The organism is Mediterraneibacter gnavus ATCC 29149 (assembly GCF_008121495.1).
GTDB lineage: Bacteria > Bacillota > Clostridia > Lachnospirales > Lachnospiraceae > Mediterraneibacter > Mediterraneibacter gnavus.
Genome location: NZ_CP043051.1, coordinates 1,507,371 through 1,524,898 on the forward strand (window position 1 = coordinate 1,507,371; position 17,528 = coordinate 1,524,898).

The following is a 17,528-nucleotide window of genomic DNA, read 5'->3' on the forward strand; positions in this document are numbered from 1 at the left end:
GTATGATACGTACCTGGCTTGCAGATATCAGAGCACTGTATGATGAGGAATGTTATCAGAAATATTTTGCAGCACTTCCTGCGTTTCGACAAGAGAAAGCAAGGAAGCTGTTGTTTCAGAAAGACAGGGCTCAGAGTGCAGGGGCATGGCTTTTATTGGAGGAGATCAGAAAGCGGTACAAAATTTCCGACCGGGCAGTTTACAATCTTTCGCATTCCGGGGATTATGTGCTGTGCTCGATCGACACTGATGCAAGAGAGGGCGTACAGCTTGGATGTGATATTGAGAAAGTCCAAAAGGCCAGAATGGAGTTAGCAAAACGTTTTTTTTGCCGCAGTGAATATGAAGATATTTTCAGATGTGATTCAAAAGAGGCAAGAGCGGAAAAGTTCTGCAGATACTGGGTACTAAAAGAAAGTTTCATGAAAGCGACCAGAAAGGGAATGGCACTGAAGATGTCATCGTTTGAGATCCTGCTTTCGAATCCACCCAGGCTGATAAAAAAGCCGGAGGAGTTTGAAGAGACATATTATTATTGTGAGTACCCTCTGGAAGGATTTCCTTATCGAATCGCAGTCTGTTCGAACGATTCAGAGTTAGATTCTAGAATACAAATGGAGTTAAAAGAAATATGGCAAGAGTAAATCGAAAAGCGAAAAAAATACTGATCACAGGGATGATCCTTGGAGCGGCAGCAGGGATTTTGCTCACATTTCTGGCAGCAAACAGCAAGATGCATGACAAAAATGATGAGATCAAAACTGTCAAGGCAAAGTATGAAAAAGAAGCGAAATCTTTGAAGAAGCAGCTGAAGGAAGCAAAGAATGAGCAAAAAGAAGTAAACCTGCAGTCAAATGAATGGAATCTGCTCCTGGTGAACAGTTCTTATCCGCTTGCAGCAGACTATTCACCGGAATTGACGGCTGTAGATGATGAAGATCATAAAGTAGACTCCCGGATTGTAGAGTCTGTAAATAAAATGCTTCAGGATGCGAAAACAGCGGGGATGAATCTGAAGATCATTTCAGCATACCGTTCGTATGATGATCAGAAGAATGTGTTCAATGATACCATGCAGTCATGGCTCAGTCAGGGATATTCGTATTTAGATTCTTACGATGAGACGAAAAAGTCTGTAGCAGTTCCGGGAACAAGTGAACATGCAACGGGGCTTGCACTGGATATCACATCTGAGTCGAACCAGACACTGGATGAGACACAGGCACAGACGCAAGAGCAGCAGTGGCTGATGAAGAACTGCCAGAATTATGGATTTATTCTGCGTTATCCGAAGGATAAGACAGATATAACCCAGTATATTTATGAGCCGTGGCATTACCGCTATGTGGGAGAAGAGGCTGCAAAGGCGATCATGGAAAAAGGAATTACGCTGGAAGAATATCTGGCACAGATACAAAAATAAGCAGGAAGAGTTTTTATTTCGCAAGCCGGGATAGAAACTCTTTTCTTTCTATAGCGGAAAAACAGGCTTTGCGATTGACGCATAAAATGGGATTTGCTACAATGAGAGAAGTTGGGTGACGGGAAATAAAAACATTTCCTGTCTGATGTAAAAATCCGAGAAGGAGGAAGAGCATGGAAGATCTTACATTTGGAGAACAGGTCAAGGTAGTATTGAGCCGAAAAGGCATGACCATAAAGGAACTTGCGGAGATTATAGAAGAAAAGACCGGAATGAAAATGTCCAGACAGAATCTGACGCAGAGACTGGGAAGAGACAATTTTCAGGAGCAGGATATGCGGATGATCGCGTCGATCTTAGACTGTCCGTTTCAGCTGAGTATTTTAGGCGGAGAATCTGCTGAACTGACGCCTGCGGATCTGCGTACCGTAGAAGAGATGCGCAGAAAAGAAGGAAAATTAGAGGATGGAGAGCCGACACTTGAAGAGATGCAGATAGAGCTTCCGCTGGAAGAGTTAAAGCCACATGAGGAAGAAGAGAATCAGGAGCGTACCATCGAGGAGATCGCAAAGGATATTCCGATTTCTTCCGTGATGAAGCGGGCGGAAGAAGAGGATGCAAAACGAGAAGATCTGTCTGTGGGTGATATCAATCCATATACAGGTCATGAGTACCAGTCCAACAGTGTCAGAATGCATCCGAGTCGGATCGGATATGTTCAGGTATACGACAGAAGGACTCATAAGTGGAAAGATATGACAGAGTGGGCATTTCTTGGAGAGCAGGAGAGAAAGAAAGCGATGCTTGGAAGGGAGTATGTGCCGCCGGTTTATCTGGATTAAAAGGAGGCTGTCTATGGAGTGGAAGACCTTATTATCTGAAAAGCGGATGCGGGGATCCGGAAAGAAACAGAATGCGAAAAAATCGGATTTCCGCAGTGAGTTTGAAAAGGACTATCATCGGATCATAGGAAGTGCGTCATTTCGGAGACTGCAGGATAAGACGCAGGTATTTCCTCTGGATCAGAGCGATTTTGTACGGACAAGACTGACGCATTCTCTGGAAGTGTCTTCTCTTGCCAAGTCGCTGGGACAGAATATCGGTGAAGCAATCCTGGAGCGTGGAGCGGATCAAAAGTTTACCCGGAAGATGAAGGAGGATATTTCTCATATTCTGGAATGTGCCGGGCTGATCCATGATATCGGCAATCCGCCGTTCGGGCATTTCGGGGAGCTGGCGATCCGGGACTGGTTTGTGCGGAAGCTTCCCGAACTGCATTATAAGAGACAGACTCTGGATATGATATTGAGTCCGCAGATGAAAGAGGACTTCTATCATTTTGAGGGAAATGCACAGGCACTCCGACTGGTAACGAGACTTCATTATCTGGTGGATGAGTACGGGATGAATCTGACCTATGCACTGCTCAATACGATTATAAAATATCCGGTTTCGTCCACACAGGTCCATCCGGATTCCGGGAATATCAGAGAAAAGAAGATGGGATATTTTCTGGCAGATGAGAAGATATTTGAGGAGATCACGCAGGAGACGAAGACAGGGAACTGCCGTCATCCTCTGACCTATATTCTTGAGGCTGCGGATGATCTGGCTTATAAGACGGCAGATATCGAAGATGCATTTGTAAAAGGATTTCTGTCGTATCATGCGTTTAAAGAAGAACTCGTATGTCTGAATGAGCAATATCCAGATTCCGGGTTTGACGGAGTTTTAAAGCTGAAAGAACTGTATCAGAGAGGTCAGGAAAAGGGTGTTCAAAATCCGGAGGCTTATGCCATCAAGAACTGGATCATTCGCGCGCAGGGATTTCTGATCGACTGTGCGACAAAAGGATTTATGGATCACTATGAAGAAATCATGGCAGGGACGTTTCAAAGAGATCTCTTTCGCGGTACCTTTGGAGAAAAACTGATGGAATGTCTCGGTAATATCGCATACCGGTATGTATTCTCCTCCAGAGAAATTTACCGGATGGAAGTCAAAGAAGCAGTGATCCTGGACTTTTTGATGGAGCGTATGATTCAGGCTGTTTTGTACTATGATACCGACAGGGAGTTAAATGCCATTGACAGCCGGGTATTGTCATTTATTTCAGATAACTATAAAAAGGCTTACAGTTATCAGGCAGAAGGAAAGAGCGAGGCAGAGAAGCTGTATCTCCGCCTGCTTCTGGTGACAGACTATGTCTGTGGGATGACAGACAGCTATGCAAAGCGCCTGTATCAGGATATGAACGGGATTATTTAAGACAGCGGCACCAGTAGCCGAAGTCTTTATCCGTGCTGCATTCGTCTTCGGAGAGCGCCAGTTTTTGATGGTATTCTCTCGTAAACTGAGGAAATCCGAATAACTCGGCAGCATGTGCTTCACGGGGAGAATAAATACCGGGAACACCAAGCCACTGATGTCCGTCTTCTTCCAGTAAAAGAAGATGATGGTAGTTGTGGTATCCATGCAGCAGAAAGCTGTTGTTGGCAAGCCGCCAGAATGGTTTTTGCAGGGAGGAGAGATCTTCATAACTGAGTTTGCGTATGCGGGAAGTCGGTTCGCAAGGTTGTGCGGTTTCTTCTGGCGGCTCGCACATTTTTTCTTCTGCAAGGACAGATGGGGTTTCAGGTTCTGGAGCCGGTATAGATTCTGATTCCGAGTCCGGCTCCTGGCAGGGGGCGGGTTCCATCCAGTCAGTCAGAAGGTTTACAGAAAATGGCCGGTTGCCTGTAGAAGCGGCGAAATATCTGCCGTCTGCGGTTTGCAGAAGAAAACCATGGAGCTTCGCTAATGTCAGATTCGGTGGAAAGTCAGCTTCTGAAAGTGTGACACGACAGGATACACACTGATTTTGTGTGGGAAGCTCTGCCACAGTTTTTTTCCGGGGTTTGTCTTTCTCGAAAAAGAACATGGACAGAGGAAGTTTTTCCTGTGATGCAGCAGGAATCTGCCGGATGGAGATCTGGAGATGACAGGACTGAAAAGTCTGCGTCAGTTTTAAAAAGCCTACATTTCGAATTTTTTTGTCCGCTTGATATTCATAGAAATAATAGATACCGGGTGTCATATAATACCTCAGGTCTTGTCTTTCTTCTAATGTATTCAATGTGTGGGAAAAAAGAACCGGATCAGGGCAGAGAGAAATTGGAAAGAGGAAACATTATGAATCAGGATGAAAAATATATGCGGGAAGCGATCCGTCAGGCAAAAAAAGCATACGCTCTGGAGGAGGTTCCCATTGGCTGTGTGATCGTGTATCAGGATAAGATCATTGGACGCGGATATAACAGAAGGACAGTGGATAAGAACACACTGGCTCACGCGGAGCTGCAGGCGATCCGCAAAGCAAGCAAAAAAATGGATGACTGGCGATTGGAAGACTGCACCATGTATGTGACACTGGAGCCGTGCCAGATGTGTTCCGGAGCGATCGTGCAGGCGCGGATCAAACGGGTGGTAGTCGGGTGTATGAATCCCAAGGCGGGCTGCGCGGGTTCGATCCTGAATCTTCTGGATATGAAAGAGTTCAATCATCAGGTGGAACTGACAACGGGAGTTCTGGAAGAACAGTGCAGTGGGATGATGAAACAGTTTTTTAAGGAACTGCGTCAGAAACAAAAAGATAAAAAAAAGAAGTCTGAATAACTCAAACTTCCTGTTTTTGCGGAAAATCATTCGTGCATTACGCTTCGAATGCATCACCCCATACGTTACCTCGGTAGTTAACTCAACCCAGGCACCCCTACGGCACCCGAGAGGTTCTGCTTAGTGCTGCTTCGTTCCCGACCTGACACGGTTCACAGATTCCCGTCGCGTAGGACCCAAATCTCAACGCCACTTTCCGAGGGCAGCTATGCAATGCTGCACCCTCTGCGTAATATCACCCCTGCTATAGCGGATTGCAGGTACAAGGTACCGCTAACACCCCGGCTGCACGGTTTTTAATTTTACATGGTTTTGATTCAAATGTCAACGGATATGGAGGTTTTTATGAAAGTTTTACTGACAGCGATCAATGCAAAGTATATACATTCCAATCTGGCGGTGTACAGTCTGCGCGCCTATGCGGGAAAATATGCACAGCAGACAGAGATTGCAGAATATACCATTAACCAGACGATGGATGATATTTTGTCTGATATTTACAGGAAAAAACCGGATATTCTATGTCTGTCCTGCTATTTATGGAATATTTTATATGTGGAGCAGCTGATCACAGAGATTCACAAAGTGCTGCCAAAGATGCAGATCTGGCTTGGCGGGCCGGAAGTGTCTTACAATGCAGTTTCTGTGATGGAGCAATATCCACAGGTGACAGGTGTCATGTGCGGGGAAGGAGAAGAGACCTTTCTGGAACTGATGGAATATTGGAATCAGGAGAGGGAAAGTCTGGATACGATCAAGGGTATCGTATACCGGGAGAATGGAACCTGCCGGCAGAACCCGCCGCGCCCGGTCATGGATCTGAGTAAAGTGCCGTTTGTGTATGATCACATTGAGGATTTTCAGAATAAGATCATTTATTATGAATCCAGTCGCGGATGTCCGTTTTCCTGCAGCTATTGTCTCTCCTCGATTGATAAATGTCTCCGTTTTCGGAATCTGGAACTGGTCAAAAAGGAGCTTCAGTTTTTCATTGATCACGAAGTGCCGCAAGTGAAGTTTGTAGACCGCACCTTCAATTGTAAGCACAGTCATTCCATGGCAATCTGGACATACTTAAAAGAGCATGACAGAGGAAAGACGAATTTCCATTTTGAGGTGGCAGCAGATCTGTTAAATGAAGAGGAGATGGAGCTGATCGCGTCCATGCGTCCGGGGCTGATCCAGCTGGAGATCGGAATCCAGTCCACCAATCCGGAGACGATCACGGAAATCCGCAGAAAGATGAACTTTGAGGAAGTAAAGCGGATTGTAAAAAGAGTGCAGGAAAAAGGAAACGTACATCAGCATCTCGACCTGATCGCCGGGTTGCCGTATGAAGATTATGAGCGTTTTGCACAGTCCTTCCGTGATGTCTATGCATTGCATCCGGAGCAGCTCCAGCTTGGATTCCTGAAGGTGTTAAAAGGTTCCTATATGCATGAAAAGACGGAAGATTATCAGCTTTTATATCAGGATCGGCCGCCGTTTGAAGTGCTTTCTACAAAGTGGCTCTCCTATGATGACGTGATCCGTCTCAAAGGTGTGGAAGAGATGGTGGAGGTCTATTACAACAGCGGACAGTTTGTCAATACACTTCGATTATTAGAGGAAGAGTTTACAGATACGTTTGCTTTGTATGAAAGTCTGAGCCGTTATTATGAAGAAAACGGACTGCATATGATAAATCACTCCCGAATTACAAGATATGAAGTATTATTTGCATTTATCAAAGCATGTGTAGAAAAGAATGTGGAAAACTATCGGCAGATGTTGATACTGGATCTCTATTTACGGGAAAATGTGAAAAAAAGACCGGAGTTTGCAGGTGAAGTCAGCGTTGATAAGCAAAAAGCTTCTGCATTTTATGAAAAAGAGGCAGAAGAGCGCCGGTATTTGAAGGGCTATGAAGGATATGATAAGAGACAGCTTCGGAAAATGACGCATCTGGAGCAGATCAATGGAAATCTCTACGTGTTTGATTACCGGAACCGGAATGTTCTGACGAATCAGGCAAGCGTATTTTGGGTAGAAGGAGGAGACGAGGCATACCCATCCGGGCATCCAACACATGCCTGCGGCGGGCAGACTTCGTCTGATCATGTATGAAAAAACGGACAAAAGAAATTTTAGCGATTCTGGATGAGCAGTATGGACGGGAGTACGTCTGTTATCTGAATTATGAGACACCGTGGCAGCTTCTGATTGCAACCATGCTGAGTGCACAGTGTACGGATGCAAGAGTAAATATTGTGACGGCAGATCTGTTTCAGAAATATGATACACTGGAGAAGTTTGCCAATGCGGATTTAAAAGAGCTGGAACAAGATATCAAGCCGACCGGATTCTACCACAATAAGGCGAAAAATATCATTGCCTGTACCAGAGATCTGCTGTACAGATTCGGTGGTGAAGTGCCTAGGAGTCTGGAGGATCTGACTTCTCTGGCAGGTGTCGGGCGAAAGACGGCGAATGTGATCCGGGGAAACATCTATCATGATCCGAGTGTGGTGGTAGATACACATGTAAAACGGATATCCAGACGCCTTGGCCTGACAAAAAACGAAGATCCGGAAAAGATTGAAACGGATCTGATGAAAGAACTGCCAAAAGATCACTGGATCTTATATAATATTCAGATCATTACTTTCGGACGGTCGATTTGTACGGCAAGAAGTCCAAAATGTGAGCAGTGCTTCTTGCAAAAATACTGCAAAGAGTTTAAAATGTAACCTAAAATACCCATTGGGTATGAGAATTTAAAGAGGTGAAAACAGTGGATTTTAATGATAAAAGAGTCAAAAGAGTGATTGCGATCGGAGCGCTGGTACTGGTCGTTGCGATGATCGCGACGATGATCCTGCCATATCTGGTATAGAAAAGTGGCTGTTGCGAACAGGAACATAGAGGGTTAAGGGAGACGGAAACGATGAAAGTTGGAAATGTATCACAGACAGTTTTAAAACGTTCTGTACTGAAACAACTGCATACAAAAAGAAAAGAGATTCTGACAGACCTTTCGGTGGAAGAGATGTGTACTGCGGTACAGATCAGGGACACAGAAGATGTGGTCTTTGCTTCGGCTGTAGTTTCTGGAAATTCCAAAAATATCGGGGTATATGCGATCATGCGTGCCGTGTTGGATCTGGAGACAAGGGGGGCTTCGGCAATTGGTGTTTCGGTACAGGTGATTCTGCCAACATATGCTTATGAGTCGCGGTTAAAAGAGATGTTCCGCTGTATGGAAGAACGGTGTGCATCCTGGGGGATTGCAATAACATGTGCAAAGGCAGAGACCAGTCCTGCAGTGAGCCAGTCCGTGGTATCGGTGACTGCGGCAGGAAGTGTGGAAAAAGGACAGCTGCGTACGCTTGCTCAGGCGGAGCCGAATCAGGAAATCGTACTTTGTGGTTCGATCGCAGCAGAAGGCGTACTGCGTATTTTCGATGAGAAGAGAGAAGAGCTTTCAAAGCGGTTTGTTCCGGCATTTATGCGTCAGATCCAGGGGATAGAATCAGAACTGGAGGTTTTCCATGCGCTTCGCAGTGTGAAGCAGGAAAATACACCAAAAGGGGAACCACTGGTGACTGCAATGCAGCAGATTGGAAGCGGTGGAATCCTGGCGTCTCTCTGGGAACTGACAGAGGCGGCAAATGTGGGAATGCAGATTGAAATGTCCCGGATTTCAATTCGGCAGGAATGTGTGGAAGTCTGTGAATATTATCACCTGAATCCGTATCAGATGACTTCCGCAGGAACGGTTCTGATGGTTACCAGAGACGGCAATGCTCTTGTGCGGTGTCTGGAAGAGAGTGGGGCACGAGCCAGTGTGCTTGGGGTTACAACGGCAGATCATGCAAAAGTAATCACAAGCGGAGACGAAGTGCGTTATCTGGACAGACCTGCTCCGGATGAATTGATGCGCTGGTGGGAAGAGCAGGCACAAAAAGAGGTAAGATCAGAATAAGGAGAATAAAAACGATGGAAAAGCGAGAATTGATCCGAAAAGAAATTTTATACTATATAGAGAAAAACAGCAGAGCCAATCTTGGAGAACTGGCAGTACTGCTTGGAACAGATGAGGTGACAGTTGCCAATGAGATTGCAGAGATGGAGAAAGACAAAGTAATCTGTGGATATCACACGCTGATCGACTGGGACAAAGCAGGTGTGGAGCTTGTGACAGCATTGATCGAAGTGCGTATGACACCGCAGAGAAGTCAGGGATTTGACAAGATTGCAGAGCGCATCTGCAACTATCCGGAGGTACATGCAGTGTATCTGATTTCCGGCGGCTATGACCTTCTGGTTTCTCTGGAAGGAAAGACTTTAAAAGAAGTGTCGCAGTTTGTTTCAGAAAAACTTTCTACTCTGGATTCAGTGATCAGTACAGCGACTCATTTTATTTTGAAGAAATATAAAGACCACGGAACGATCCTTTCTTCAAAAAGTGAGTCAGAAAGGATGCTGGTGACACCGTAATGAGAAATCCATTATCAAAAAAGATCGTAGAGATCCAGCCGTCCGGCATCCGTAAATTTTTTGACGTGGCAAATGAGATGAAGGATGCGATTTCTCTGGGTGTTGGAGAACCGGATTTTGATACGCCGTGGAGAATCCGTGAGGAAGGCATTTTTTCTCTGGAAAAGGGACGTACATTTTATACATCCAATGCAGGACTCAAAGAACTAAGAGAAGAGATCTGCAGCTATCTGGAGCGGAAAATCGGAGTATCTTATGATCCGATGCAAGAGACCATGGTGACAGTCGGCGGAAGTGAGGCCATTGATGTGGCACTTCGCTGTATGCTGGATCCGGGAGATGAGGTTCTGATTCCGCAGCCGAGTTATGTATCATATCTTCCATGTACGATCATGGCAGATGGCGTGCCTGTGATCATTCCGCTTCAGTACGAAAATGAATTTAAGCTGACAGTGGAGGATCTGAAAAAAGCAGTGACGCCGAAGACAAAAGTTCTGGTGATGCCGTTTCCGAACAATCCGACCGGATCGATCATGACAAAAGCAGATCTGGAGCCGGTGGCAGAGTTTATCAAAGAGCATGACCTGTACGTGCTCTCCGATGAGATCTATTCGGAATTAAGTTATCAGGGAGATCACGTTTCAATTGCAGCTCTGCCGGGGATGAGGGAGAGAACGATTGTGATCAACGGATTTTCCAAAGGCTTTGCCATGACAGGATGGCGTCTGGGATATTGCTGCGGACCAAAGCTGATCATTGAGCAGATGGTAAAGCTGCATCAGTATGCCATTATGTGTGCGCCGACAAACAGTCAGTATGCAGCGATCGAGGGACTGCGCCACTGCGGAGATGAAGTAGAGGAAATGAGAAAATCCTACAATCAGAGAAGGCGTTTCCTGATGCATGAATTCAAAAGAATGGGACTGGAATGTTTTGAGCCGTTCGGAGCTTTTTACGTGTTCCCGAATATCAGTGAATTCGGCATGACTTCGGAAGAATTTGCAACCCGCTTTTTGATGGAAGAAAAAGTTGCAGTCGTACCGGGAACTGCATTTGGAGAGTGTGGAGAGGGATTCTTGCGTATTTCCTATGCATATTCTCTGGAAGATCTGAAGGTGGCGCTGGGAAGACTGGAGCGCTTTATTGAAAAACTGAGAAATGAGGATAAAGCATCATGTTAAATATCGTGTTACATGAGCCGGAGATCCCGGCAAATACAGGAAATATCGGAAGAACCTGTGTTGCTACGAATACCAGACTGCATCTGATCGAGCCGCTGGGATTTCGTCTCAACGAGAAAGCATTAAAGCGTGCGGGGATGGATTACTGGGCAGATCTGGACGTAAGAACGTACATCAATTTTGAGGATTTTCTGGAGAAGAATCCGGGAGCAAAAATCTACATGGCGACAACAAAGGCTCCGAAAGTCTATACGGAAGTACAGTATGAGCCGGACTGCTATATCATGTTTGGAAAAGAGAGCGCCGGCATTCCGGAAGAGATTCTTGTGAACCATAAAGAGGACTGCGTGCGGATTCCCATGGTGGGAGACATCCGGTCTTTAAATCTTGGAAATTCAGTTGCCATTATTTTGTATGAAGCACTTCGCCAGCAGAATTTTGCGCATATGAATCTGGAAGGACATCTGCATGAGCTGAGCTGGGAACAGCAATAGAATGAAATAGAGAAAATCAGGAAAAAATGGTCTTATATGCAATGATGCAGTAAGATCATTTTTTTCAATGTAAATCTGGACATCTCTTGCTTGTTGTAGTATAATTCAAATAAACAGTTCCACAATATAAAAACCAGTTTCACAATATGAAACTAAAATCGATAGGAAAGAATGTCAGGAGGAATCAAGATGGGAAACAACAGATTTGATTTATTATCATTAGGTGAGATTTTGTTGAGATTATCCCCGCCGGATAATGAAAGGATCGTCAGTGGGGAGACATTCCAGAAGCAGGTTGGCGGTGCAGAGCTCAATGTCGTGTCGGGAGTTTCGATTCTGGGGCTTCGCACAGGCGTTGTCTCCAAGCTGCCGGACAATGCACTCGGAATCTATGCAAAAGATAAGGTACGTTTCTGCGGAGTAAGCGATGATTTTCTGGTATATGATGACAGTCAGGATGCCCGTCTCGGGATTTACTACTATGAGAATGGTGCTTATCCGAGAAAGCCGGGAGTGGTGTATGACAGAAGACACACTTCTTTTGACAAGATCAGTCTGGAAGAACTGCCAAAGGAGATGTTCCAGAGCACCAGATGTTTCCACACAAGCGGGATCACACTGGCATTGAGTGAAAATATCCGCCGTACTGCCATCGAGATGATCAAACGATTTAAGGAAAACGGTACACTGATTTCGTTTGATGTGAATTTCCGTGGAAATCTCTGGACAGGACCGGAGGCGAAAGCATGTATTGAAGAGATTCTTCCGTATGTGGATATCTTTTTCTGCTCAGAAGAGACCGCAAGGCTGACATTCTTAAAAGAAGGCGATGCGAAGCGTATCATGAAGAGCTTCACACAGGAATATCCGATCTCTGTGGTGGCTTCTACACAGAGAATCGTACACAGTCCGAAAAAGCATACGTTCGGTTCAGTAATCTACAGTGCGAAAGAGGATTGCTATTACGAAGAGGAGCCATATCGCAACATTGAAGTCGTAGACCGGATTGGAAGCGGAGATGCGTATGTATCGGGGGCGTTATACGGACTTCTTGCGTATGATTTTGACTGTCAGAAAGCATTGGAGTATGGGAATGCGGCAGGAGCAGTGAAGAATACGATCAAAGGAGATCTTCCATCCTGCAGTAAAAGAGAGATGGATGCAATCATTCGAAATCACAAGCATGTAGGACCGGAACTGGAAATGGACAGATAAAAAACAGGACAGACATTCTTTTTATTTGGAGAATGCCTGTCCTGTTTTTTGTGAATACTAATGTAGATGTGTGCAGTTTGCAGCACGAGAAGAAAACAGCATATTTTATGAAGATTTCGAAATTAACAGAAAAATAGAATGATATGGATTTATATTTTGACATTATTACATTTTGCGGTATAATGACATTAAGTTCATGCGCAATGCATAGAATAGTTGCATTGTAATGGGGAAGTAAAGGAAGGTGGTGAAGAATCGATGGTGGAAGAAACAATCAAAGCAATCCGTGAAACCGAAGCAGCGGCAGATGTGATTGTAAAAGAAGCTGGGGAAAAAAGCCAGAAGATTCTGGAAGATGCCAGACAAGAGGCAGAACGTATGATCAAATCCCAGGAAGAAACACACCGGATTTCTGCACAGGATGCGATGCAGGATGCCAGAGAAAAAGCTAGGGTATTTCAGGAAGAGGCCCGTGTGCAGACAGAGAAAGAAATCAAGGTGTTAAAGGAGTTTGCTGTCCAGAAAGAAGCGGAGGCAGTGAGTGCAGTGATTTCTCAGTTAGTGTTGTGAAAAGAAATTAAAAAAGGAGGGAGTGCACTATGGCGGTACTGCAGATGCAAAAAATCAGTATCTGCGCCCTGAAAAAAGATCGAAAAGCAGTTCTGGAAAAGCTTCAGAGGATGAAGGTGATGGAGATCAGCCAGATTCTGGAGGAGGATCCTGATTTTACAACGATGGATACGAGACAGGAGCGAATGGAATTAGAAAAGAGCGCTTTACTTTCAGATCAGGCACTGGAAATTCTGGATCGGTATGCGCCGGAGAAGAAGTCGATGTTTTCTGCACTGGAAGGGAAGGCGCTGATCGAAGCGGGTGATTATGAAAAAGTGGTGGATCAGAAGGAACAACTTTTAGGTACAGTCAAGAGGATCCTTGCGCTGGATAAAGAAAAGGCAGAACAAAAAGCCGGTATCCTAAAGCTGGAGAACAGTATGGAAAGTCTGACTCCGTGGATGGATCTTCATGTACCGATGAATTATGGCGGTACGGCACATACAGTGATGCTGATCGGAACCATGCCGCTTGCCACGCTGGAAGAGATCTATCAGATGCTCGCACAGGATGCACCGGAAGTGGATGGTGTGGATGTGTCCGTTATCTATTCGGATAAGGATACCGTGTATCTGGCGGTTGTTTGTCTTACACAGGATGCAGAAAAGCTGGAAGAAGTATTGAGAAGCCGTGGATTTGCAAGACCGTCCCAGATATGGGACAAAGAGCCTGCGGCAGTGAAGGCGGAGCTGGAACAAACATGTCGGGAGTGCAAAGAGCGCATTCTGGAAATTGAAAAAGAGGTACGGTCATTTGCCGGTGAGCGTAAAAATATCCGGATTCTTGCAGATGATTACAGGGTGCGGGCAGAAAAATACGAAGTGCTCGGAAAGCTGCCGCAGTCAGAACGGGCATTTTTCATTACAGGATATGCTCCGGCAAAAGATACAGGACGCATTGAAGAGAGTCTGACGAAGGAGTTTACGTGCGTCATTGATATTGAAGAAATCAAAGAGGATGAAGAATCGCCAACGCTTTTAAGCAACAATTCATTTTCCGCAAGTATGGAAGGAATTGTGGAGTCCTATGGACTTCCGAAGAGAGGAGAATTTGACCCGACGACGATTATGTCATTCTTTTATGTATTTTTCTTCGGAATGATGCTTTCTGATGCGGCGTATGGCGCCATCATTGCAGTGGCGTGTTTCGTATTATTAAAAAAATTCCCGCGGATGAGCCGGGGAATGTATCAATCGATCAAGATGTTTATGTACTGCGGAATTTCCACACTGATCTGGGGAATTCTGTTTGGCGGATATTTTGGGAATATTGTAGATATTGTATCCCAGAAGTTTTTCGGAACAACGATAACGGTGCCGGCTCTTTGGTTCATTCCATTGAATGACCCGATGAAGCTTTTGATGTATTCGATGCTGTTTGGTATGATCCATTTGTTTGTGGGACTTGGCATCAAAGGATATATGTGCCTGAAAGAGAAGAAGATCATGGATTTCTTCTGTGATGTGGTACTTTGGTTTATGCTTTTGATCGGGCTGATCCTGATGCTGCTTCCGAGTGAGATTTTTTCATCGATCTCGCAGATACAGATTGTATTTCCGGATGCAGTGAACCTGGTGGCAAAGGGACTGGCGATCGCGGGTGCGGTGGGAATTTTGCTGATGTCCGGCAGGGACAAGAAAAATCCGGCGCTGCGTCTTGCGCTTGGTGCTTATGATCTGTACAACATTACCGGATGGCTCAGTGATGTGCTGTCCTATTCCCGTCTGCTGGCGCTGGGACTGGCAACAGGAGTAATCGCATCGGTGATCAATCAGATGGGCAGCATGCTGCCAAACAATATTGCAGGCGTGATTTTGTTTCTCGTTATTTTTGTAATCGGGCATACGCTGAATCTGGCAATCAATCTGCTGGGAGCATATGTACACACGAATCGTCTGCAGTTTGTGGAGTTTTTCGGAAAATTTTACGAGGGAGGCGGAAGAGCATTTCATCCGTTCACCCCGGATACAAAATATGTAGATGTTAAGGAGGAATCTTAGTTATGAGCATTATGGAAAATTTAGGAATCGTGTATGCACTTTGTGGTGCGGCAATTGCAGTACTTCTCGCAGGTGCAGGCTCTGCGATCGGAGTTGGAATCGCAGGTCAGGCGGCAGCAGGTGTTGTAACAGAGGATCCAGGTAAATTCGCGAAAGTATTGATCTTACAGCTTCTTCCTGGTACACAGGGACTCTATGGTCTTCTGATTGGATTTATCACATTGTCTAAAATCGGAATTCTTGGCGGAGGACTTGCAGAGGTGGATGTGACAACCGGACTTCTGATTTTGGCAGCCTGCCTTCCGATCGGAATTGTAGGTCTGATTTCCGGAAGATCGCAGGGAAAGACAGCCGCAGCATCGATCGGGATCATTGCAAAAAGACCGGAGCAGTTTGGTAAAGCAATGCTGTTTCCGGCGATGGTAGAGACTTATGCAATCCTTGCACTTCTGATCTCTTTCCTGGCTGTCAGCGGAATTCAGGTGTAAATGAGTGAGCCAAAGTGAACGAAAAAGGAGAGCATGAAGGATGAGTGGATTAGAGAATATGAAACGTCAGATTCTGGACGAAGCGAATCACTCAGCGGAAGAACAGATCTCGAAAGCCAGGACAAAGGCGGAAGAGATTTTAAGAGAAGCAAGAGAGCAGATGGAGGAACAGAGCGCAGTCATGGCTAAAAAGTCGGAAGACGAGACAAAAGACTATGCACAGCGCATTGCATCTTCCAGTGAAATGCAGAGAAAGCAGGCTCTTCTGCAGGCAAAACAGGAAGTGATACAGGAGGTTCTTAACAAGGCATATCAGCAGGTACTGCATTTGGAACCGGAATCATACTTTGAGATGCTTCAGAAGCTGCTGGAAACATATGCACTTCCGCAGGAGGGAACAATCTATTTTTCTGCTGCGGATCTTGCGCGTATGCCGCAGAAATTTGAGGACGTGATTGAACAGACGGCACAGAAAAAAGGCGGTCATCTTGTGGTTTCGAAAGAACCGAAGGATATGGACGGCGGATTTGTGCTGGTTTATGGCGGGATTGAAGAAAATTGTACGATCAGGGCAATGTTCCACACAAAGCAGGATGAATTGTCGGATGTTGTACAGAAAATATTATTTGTATAGAGCGCAGCCGTTTTTTGCAGGCAGCAAAAGAAAGCGAGAAGGAGGGATTCGTCTTGAATGAATTGGAATATATCTACGCGGTTGCGCGCATACGGGCGCTGGAGAGTTCTCTGTTGACACAAAGTGTCATTGAACAGTTGATGGCGTGTCAGAACGAAACACAGTGCCTTCAGCTTTTGAGCGAGAAGGGATGGGGAGATCCGGCGGATGCACACGATCCGGTGAAGATGCTGCAGCGGGAAGAGGAGAAAATCTGGGAAGTGATCTCGGATATCGCTCCGGATTTGTCTGTTTTTGATGTGATGTCCTACACAAAAGTGTTTCACAATGTAAAAGCAGCAATCAAAGCAGTATGTACAGGGACAGAGGATCGGAATGTTTTTTACAATGATTGTTCCATTCCCGGGGCGCAGATGCTGGAGATTGTAAAGAATAAAGAATTCTGGCGTCTTCCGCCGGCAATGTCAGAGGCAGCTCAGGAAGCGTATGACGTGCTGCTTCATACCGGTGACGGACAGTTGTGTGATGTGATCGTGGATCGGGCAGCGCTGAAAGCGATTTCTGAGGCCGGAAGAAACGCAGAGGATGCGATCATCCGTGATTATGCAGAGTCTGCGGTAGCAATCGCAGATATCAAGATTGCAGTCCGTTCTCAGAAAACAGGAAAAAGCCAGGAGTTTTTAAAGCGTGCTCTGGCACCCTGCGATACAGTTCAGGTGGAGCTTTTGGCAAAAGCAGCTGCAAACGGCATGGATGCGATCCGGGATTATCTGCTCACAACTGCCTATGCAGGTGGGGCAGAAGCATTGGCAGAGTCACCGTCCGCATTTGAGCGGTGGTGTGACAACCGGATGATCGAAACCATGAGACCGCAGAAATATCAGGCATTTTCTGTGGGACCGCTGGTGGCATATATTGTGGCGCGGGAAAATGAGATCAAGACAGTTCGAATCATTCTGACCGGAAAACAGAATCAATTTCCGGAGGAGGCAATTCGGGAAAGGATCAGGGAGATGTATGGATAAGATAGCAGTAATCGGAGATTATGACGGCATTTACGGCTTCCAGACACTGGGTCTTTCGATCTGCCCTGTCAGAGATGCCGAAGAAGGGAAAGAAAAACTGCGCCAGCTGGCCCTGGAGTGCGGGATTATCTACATTACAGAGGCTCTGGCGGCAGAACTGCCGGAAGAGATCGGGCGATATAAAGAACAGGTCATGCCTGCCATCATTCAGATACCGGGTGTATCCGGCAATACAGGAGCAGGTGTAGAAGGCGTGAAAAAAACCGTGGAGCAGGCAGTCGGTTCGGATATCCTGTTCTCACAGGAATAATGGGAGGTAGATT

At 45.7% G+C, this 17,528-nt stretch carries 19 protein-coding genes and 1 other RNA gene; 18 read left to right on the plus strand and 2 right to left on the minus strand.

Going from position 1 to position 17,528, the window contains the following annotated elements:
* Window positions 1-2 precede the first annotated feature (2 nt).
* The 4 genes from FXV78_RS07265 to FXV78_RS07280 all read left to right on the plus strand — a co-directional run bounded on the left by FXV78_RS07265 (window position 3) and on the right by FXV78_RS07280 (window position 3,691).
* Entirely contained in the window at window positions 3-644 is a 642-nt protein-coding gene (locus FXV78_RS07265; protein ID WP_004843722.1) for a 4'-phosphopantetheinyl transferase family protein, read from the plus strand.
* Complete coding sequence (locus tag FXV78_RS07270; RefSeq protein ID WP_004843725.1) at window positions 632-1,423, plus strand: M15 family metallopeptidase; 792 nt, start codon at window positions 632-634, stop codon at window positions 1,421-1,423. The genes FXV78_RS07265 and FXV78_RS07270 overlap by 13 nt, the downstream gene beginning before the upstream one ends.
* 173 nt (window positions 1,424-1,596) lie before the next feature.
* Window positions 1,597-2,265, plus strand: a complete 669-nt coding sequence (locus tag FXV78_RS07275) for a hypothetical protein (RefSeq protein WP_004843726.1) — start codon at window positions 1,597-1,599, stop codon at window positions 2,263-2,265.
* A gap of 13 nt (window positions 2,266-2,278) precedes the next feature.
* Window positions 2,279-3,691, plus strand: a complete 1,413-nt coding sequence (locus FXV78_RS07280) for a deoxyguanosinetriphosphate triphosphohydrolase (RefSeq protein ID WP_004843729.1) — start codon at window positions 2,279-2,281, stop codon at window positions 3,689-3,691.
* Here the strand turns inward: FXV78_RS07280 and FXV78_RS07285 are convergent.
* Window positions 3,684-4,499 (minus strand): DUF6128 domain-containing protein, encoded by an 816-nt coding sequence (locus FXV78_RS07285; protein ID WP_004843734.1) that lies wholly within the window; start codon window positions 4,497-4,499, stop codon window positions 3,684-3,686. The genes FXV78_RS07280 and FXV78_RS07285 overlap by 8 nt on opposite strands.
* A gap of 95 nt (window positions 4,500-4,594) precedes the next feature.
* On the opposite strand from FXV78_RS07285, the gene tadA reads away from it, so the two are divergent.
* On the plus strand, window positions 4,595-5,077 hold the full coding sequence (gene tadA / locus FXV78_RS07290) for a tRNA adenosine(34) deaminase TadA (protein ID WP_009245644.1): 483 nt from the start codon (window positions 4,595-4,597) through the stop codon (window positions 5,075-5,077).
* A 30-nt stretch (window positions 5,078-5,107) separates the two neighbouring features.
* On the opposite strand, the gene ffs is transcribed toward tadA, so the two are convergent.
* An RNA gene (gene ffs, locus FXV78_RS07295) (signal recognition particle sRNA large type) lies at window positions 5,108-5,370 on the minus strand.
* 52 nt (window positions 5,371-5,422) lie between these two features.
* Here ffs and FXV78_RS07300 point away from each other — a divergent pair.
* The 13 genes from FXV78_RS07300 to FXV78_RS07360 all read left to right on the plus strand — a co-directional run bounded on the left by FXV78_RS07300 (window position 5,423) and on the right by FXV78_RS07360 (window position 17,515).
* Window positions 5,423-7,183 carry a B12-binding domain-containing radical SAM protein gene (locus FXV78_RS07300; protein WP_009245643.1) on the plus strand — a complete coding sequence of 587 codons (1,761 nt, stop codon included), beginning with the start codon at window positions 5,423-5,425 and terminating at the stop codon, window positions 7,181-7,183.
* Window positions 7,180-7,806 carry an endonuclease III gene (nth, locus tag FXV78_RS07305; protein WP_004843738.1) on the plus strand — a complete coding sequence of 209 codons (627 nt, stop codon included), beginning with the start codon at window positions 7,180-7,182 and terminating at the stop codon, window positions 7,804-7,806. Before FXV78_RS07300 ends, nth begins: the two co-directional genes overlap by 4 nt.
* Before the next feature lie 197 nt (window positions 7,807-8,003).
* Window positions 8,004-9,041 carry an AIR synthase family protein gene (locus tag FXV78_RS07310; RefSeq protein ID WP_004843740.1) on the plus strand — a complete coding sequence of 346 codons (1,038 nt, stop codon included), beginning with the start codon at window positions 8,004-8,006 and terminating at the stop codon, window positions 9,039-9,041.
* Window positions 9,042-9,055: 14 nt separating this feature from the next.
* The gene (locus FXV78_RS07315) at window positions 9,056-9,556 is read left to right on the plus strand and encodes an Lrp/AsnC family transcriptional regulator (protein WP_004843741.1); all 501 of its coding nucleotides are present in this window, start codon (window positions 9,056-9,058) and stop codon (window positions 9,554-9,556) included.
* Window positions 9,556-10,737 (plus strand): aminotransferase class I/II-fold pyridoxal phosphate-dependent enzyme, encoded by a 1,182-nt coding sequence (locus FXV78_RS07320; RefSeq protein WP_004843743.1) that lies wholly within the window; start codon window positions 9,556-9,558, stop codon window positions 10,735-10,737. Before FXV78_RS07315 ends, FXV78_RS07320 begins: the two co-directional genes overlap by 1 nt.
* Window positions 10,731-11,231, plus strand: a complete 501-nt coding sequence (locus FXV78_RS07325; RefSeq protein ID WP_004843744.1) for a tRNA (cytidine(34)-2'-O)-methyltransferase — start codon at window positions 10,731-10,733, stop codon at window positions 11,229-11,231. Before FXV78_RS07320 ends, FXV78_RS07325 begins: the two co-directional genes overlap by 7 nt.
* A 189-nt stretch (window positions 11,232-11,420) precedes the next feature.
* Window positions 11,421-12,446, plus strand: coding sequence for a sugar kinase (locus tag FXV78_RS07330; protein ID WP_009245642.1), 1,026 nt, complete (start codon window positions 11,421-11,423; stop codon window positions 12,444-12,446).
* 258 nt (window positions 12,447-12,704) lie between these two features.
* A complete protein-coding gene (locus FXV78_RS07335) occupies window positions 12,705-13,016 on the plus strand; it encodes a hypothetical protein (protein ID WP_009245641.1) in 312 nt (103 codons plus the stop codon).
* 29 nt (window positions 13,017-13,045) lie between these two features.
* A complete protein-coding gene (locus FXV78_RS07340) occupies window positions 13,046-15,058 on the plus strand; it encodes a V-type ATP synthase subunit I (protein ID WP_004843752.1) in 2,013 nt (670 codons plus the stop codon).
* A 2-nt stretch (window positions 15,059-15,060) separates the two neighbouring features.
* Window positions 15,061-15,546 (plus strand): V-type ATP synthase subunit K, encoded by a 486-nt coding sequence (locus FXV78_RS07345; RefSeq protein ID WP_004843754.1) that lies wholly within the window; start codon window positions 15,061-15,063, stop codon window positions 15,544-15,546.
* A gap of 40 nt (window positions 15,547-15,586) precedes the next feature.
* Window positions 15,587-16,180 carry a V-type ATP synthase subunit E gene (locus FXV78_RS07350; protein WP_004843755.1) on the plus strand — a complete coding sequence of 198 codons (594 nt, stop codon included), beginning with the start codon at window positions 15,587-15,589 and terminating at the stop codon, window positions 16,178-16,180.
* Window positions 16,181-16,233: 53 nt separating this feature from the next.
* Window positions 16,234-17,205, plus strand: coding sequence for a V0D/AC39 family V-type ATPase subunit (locus FXV78_RS07355; protein WP_009245639.1), 972 nt, complete (start codon window positions 16,234-16,236; stop codon window positions 17,203-17,205).
* Window positions 17,198-17,515 carry a V-type ATP synthase subunit F gene (locus FXV78_RS07360; protein ID WP_004843760.1) on the plus strand — a complete coding sequence of 106 codons (318 nt, stop codon included), beginning with the start codon at window positions 17,198-17,200 and terminating at the stop codon, window positions 17,513-17,515. Before FXV78_RS07355 ends, FXV78_RS07360 begins: the two co-directional genes overlap by 8 nt.
* The last annotated feature ends 13 nt before the right edge of the window (window positions 17,516-17,528 follow it).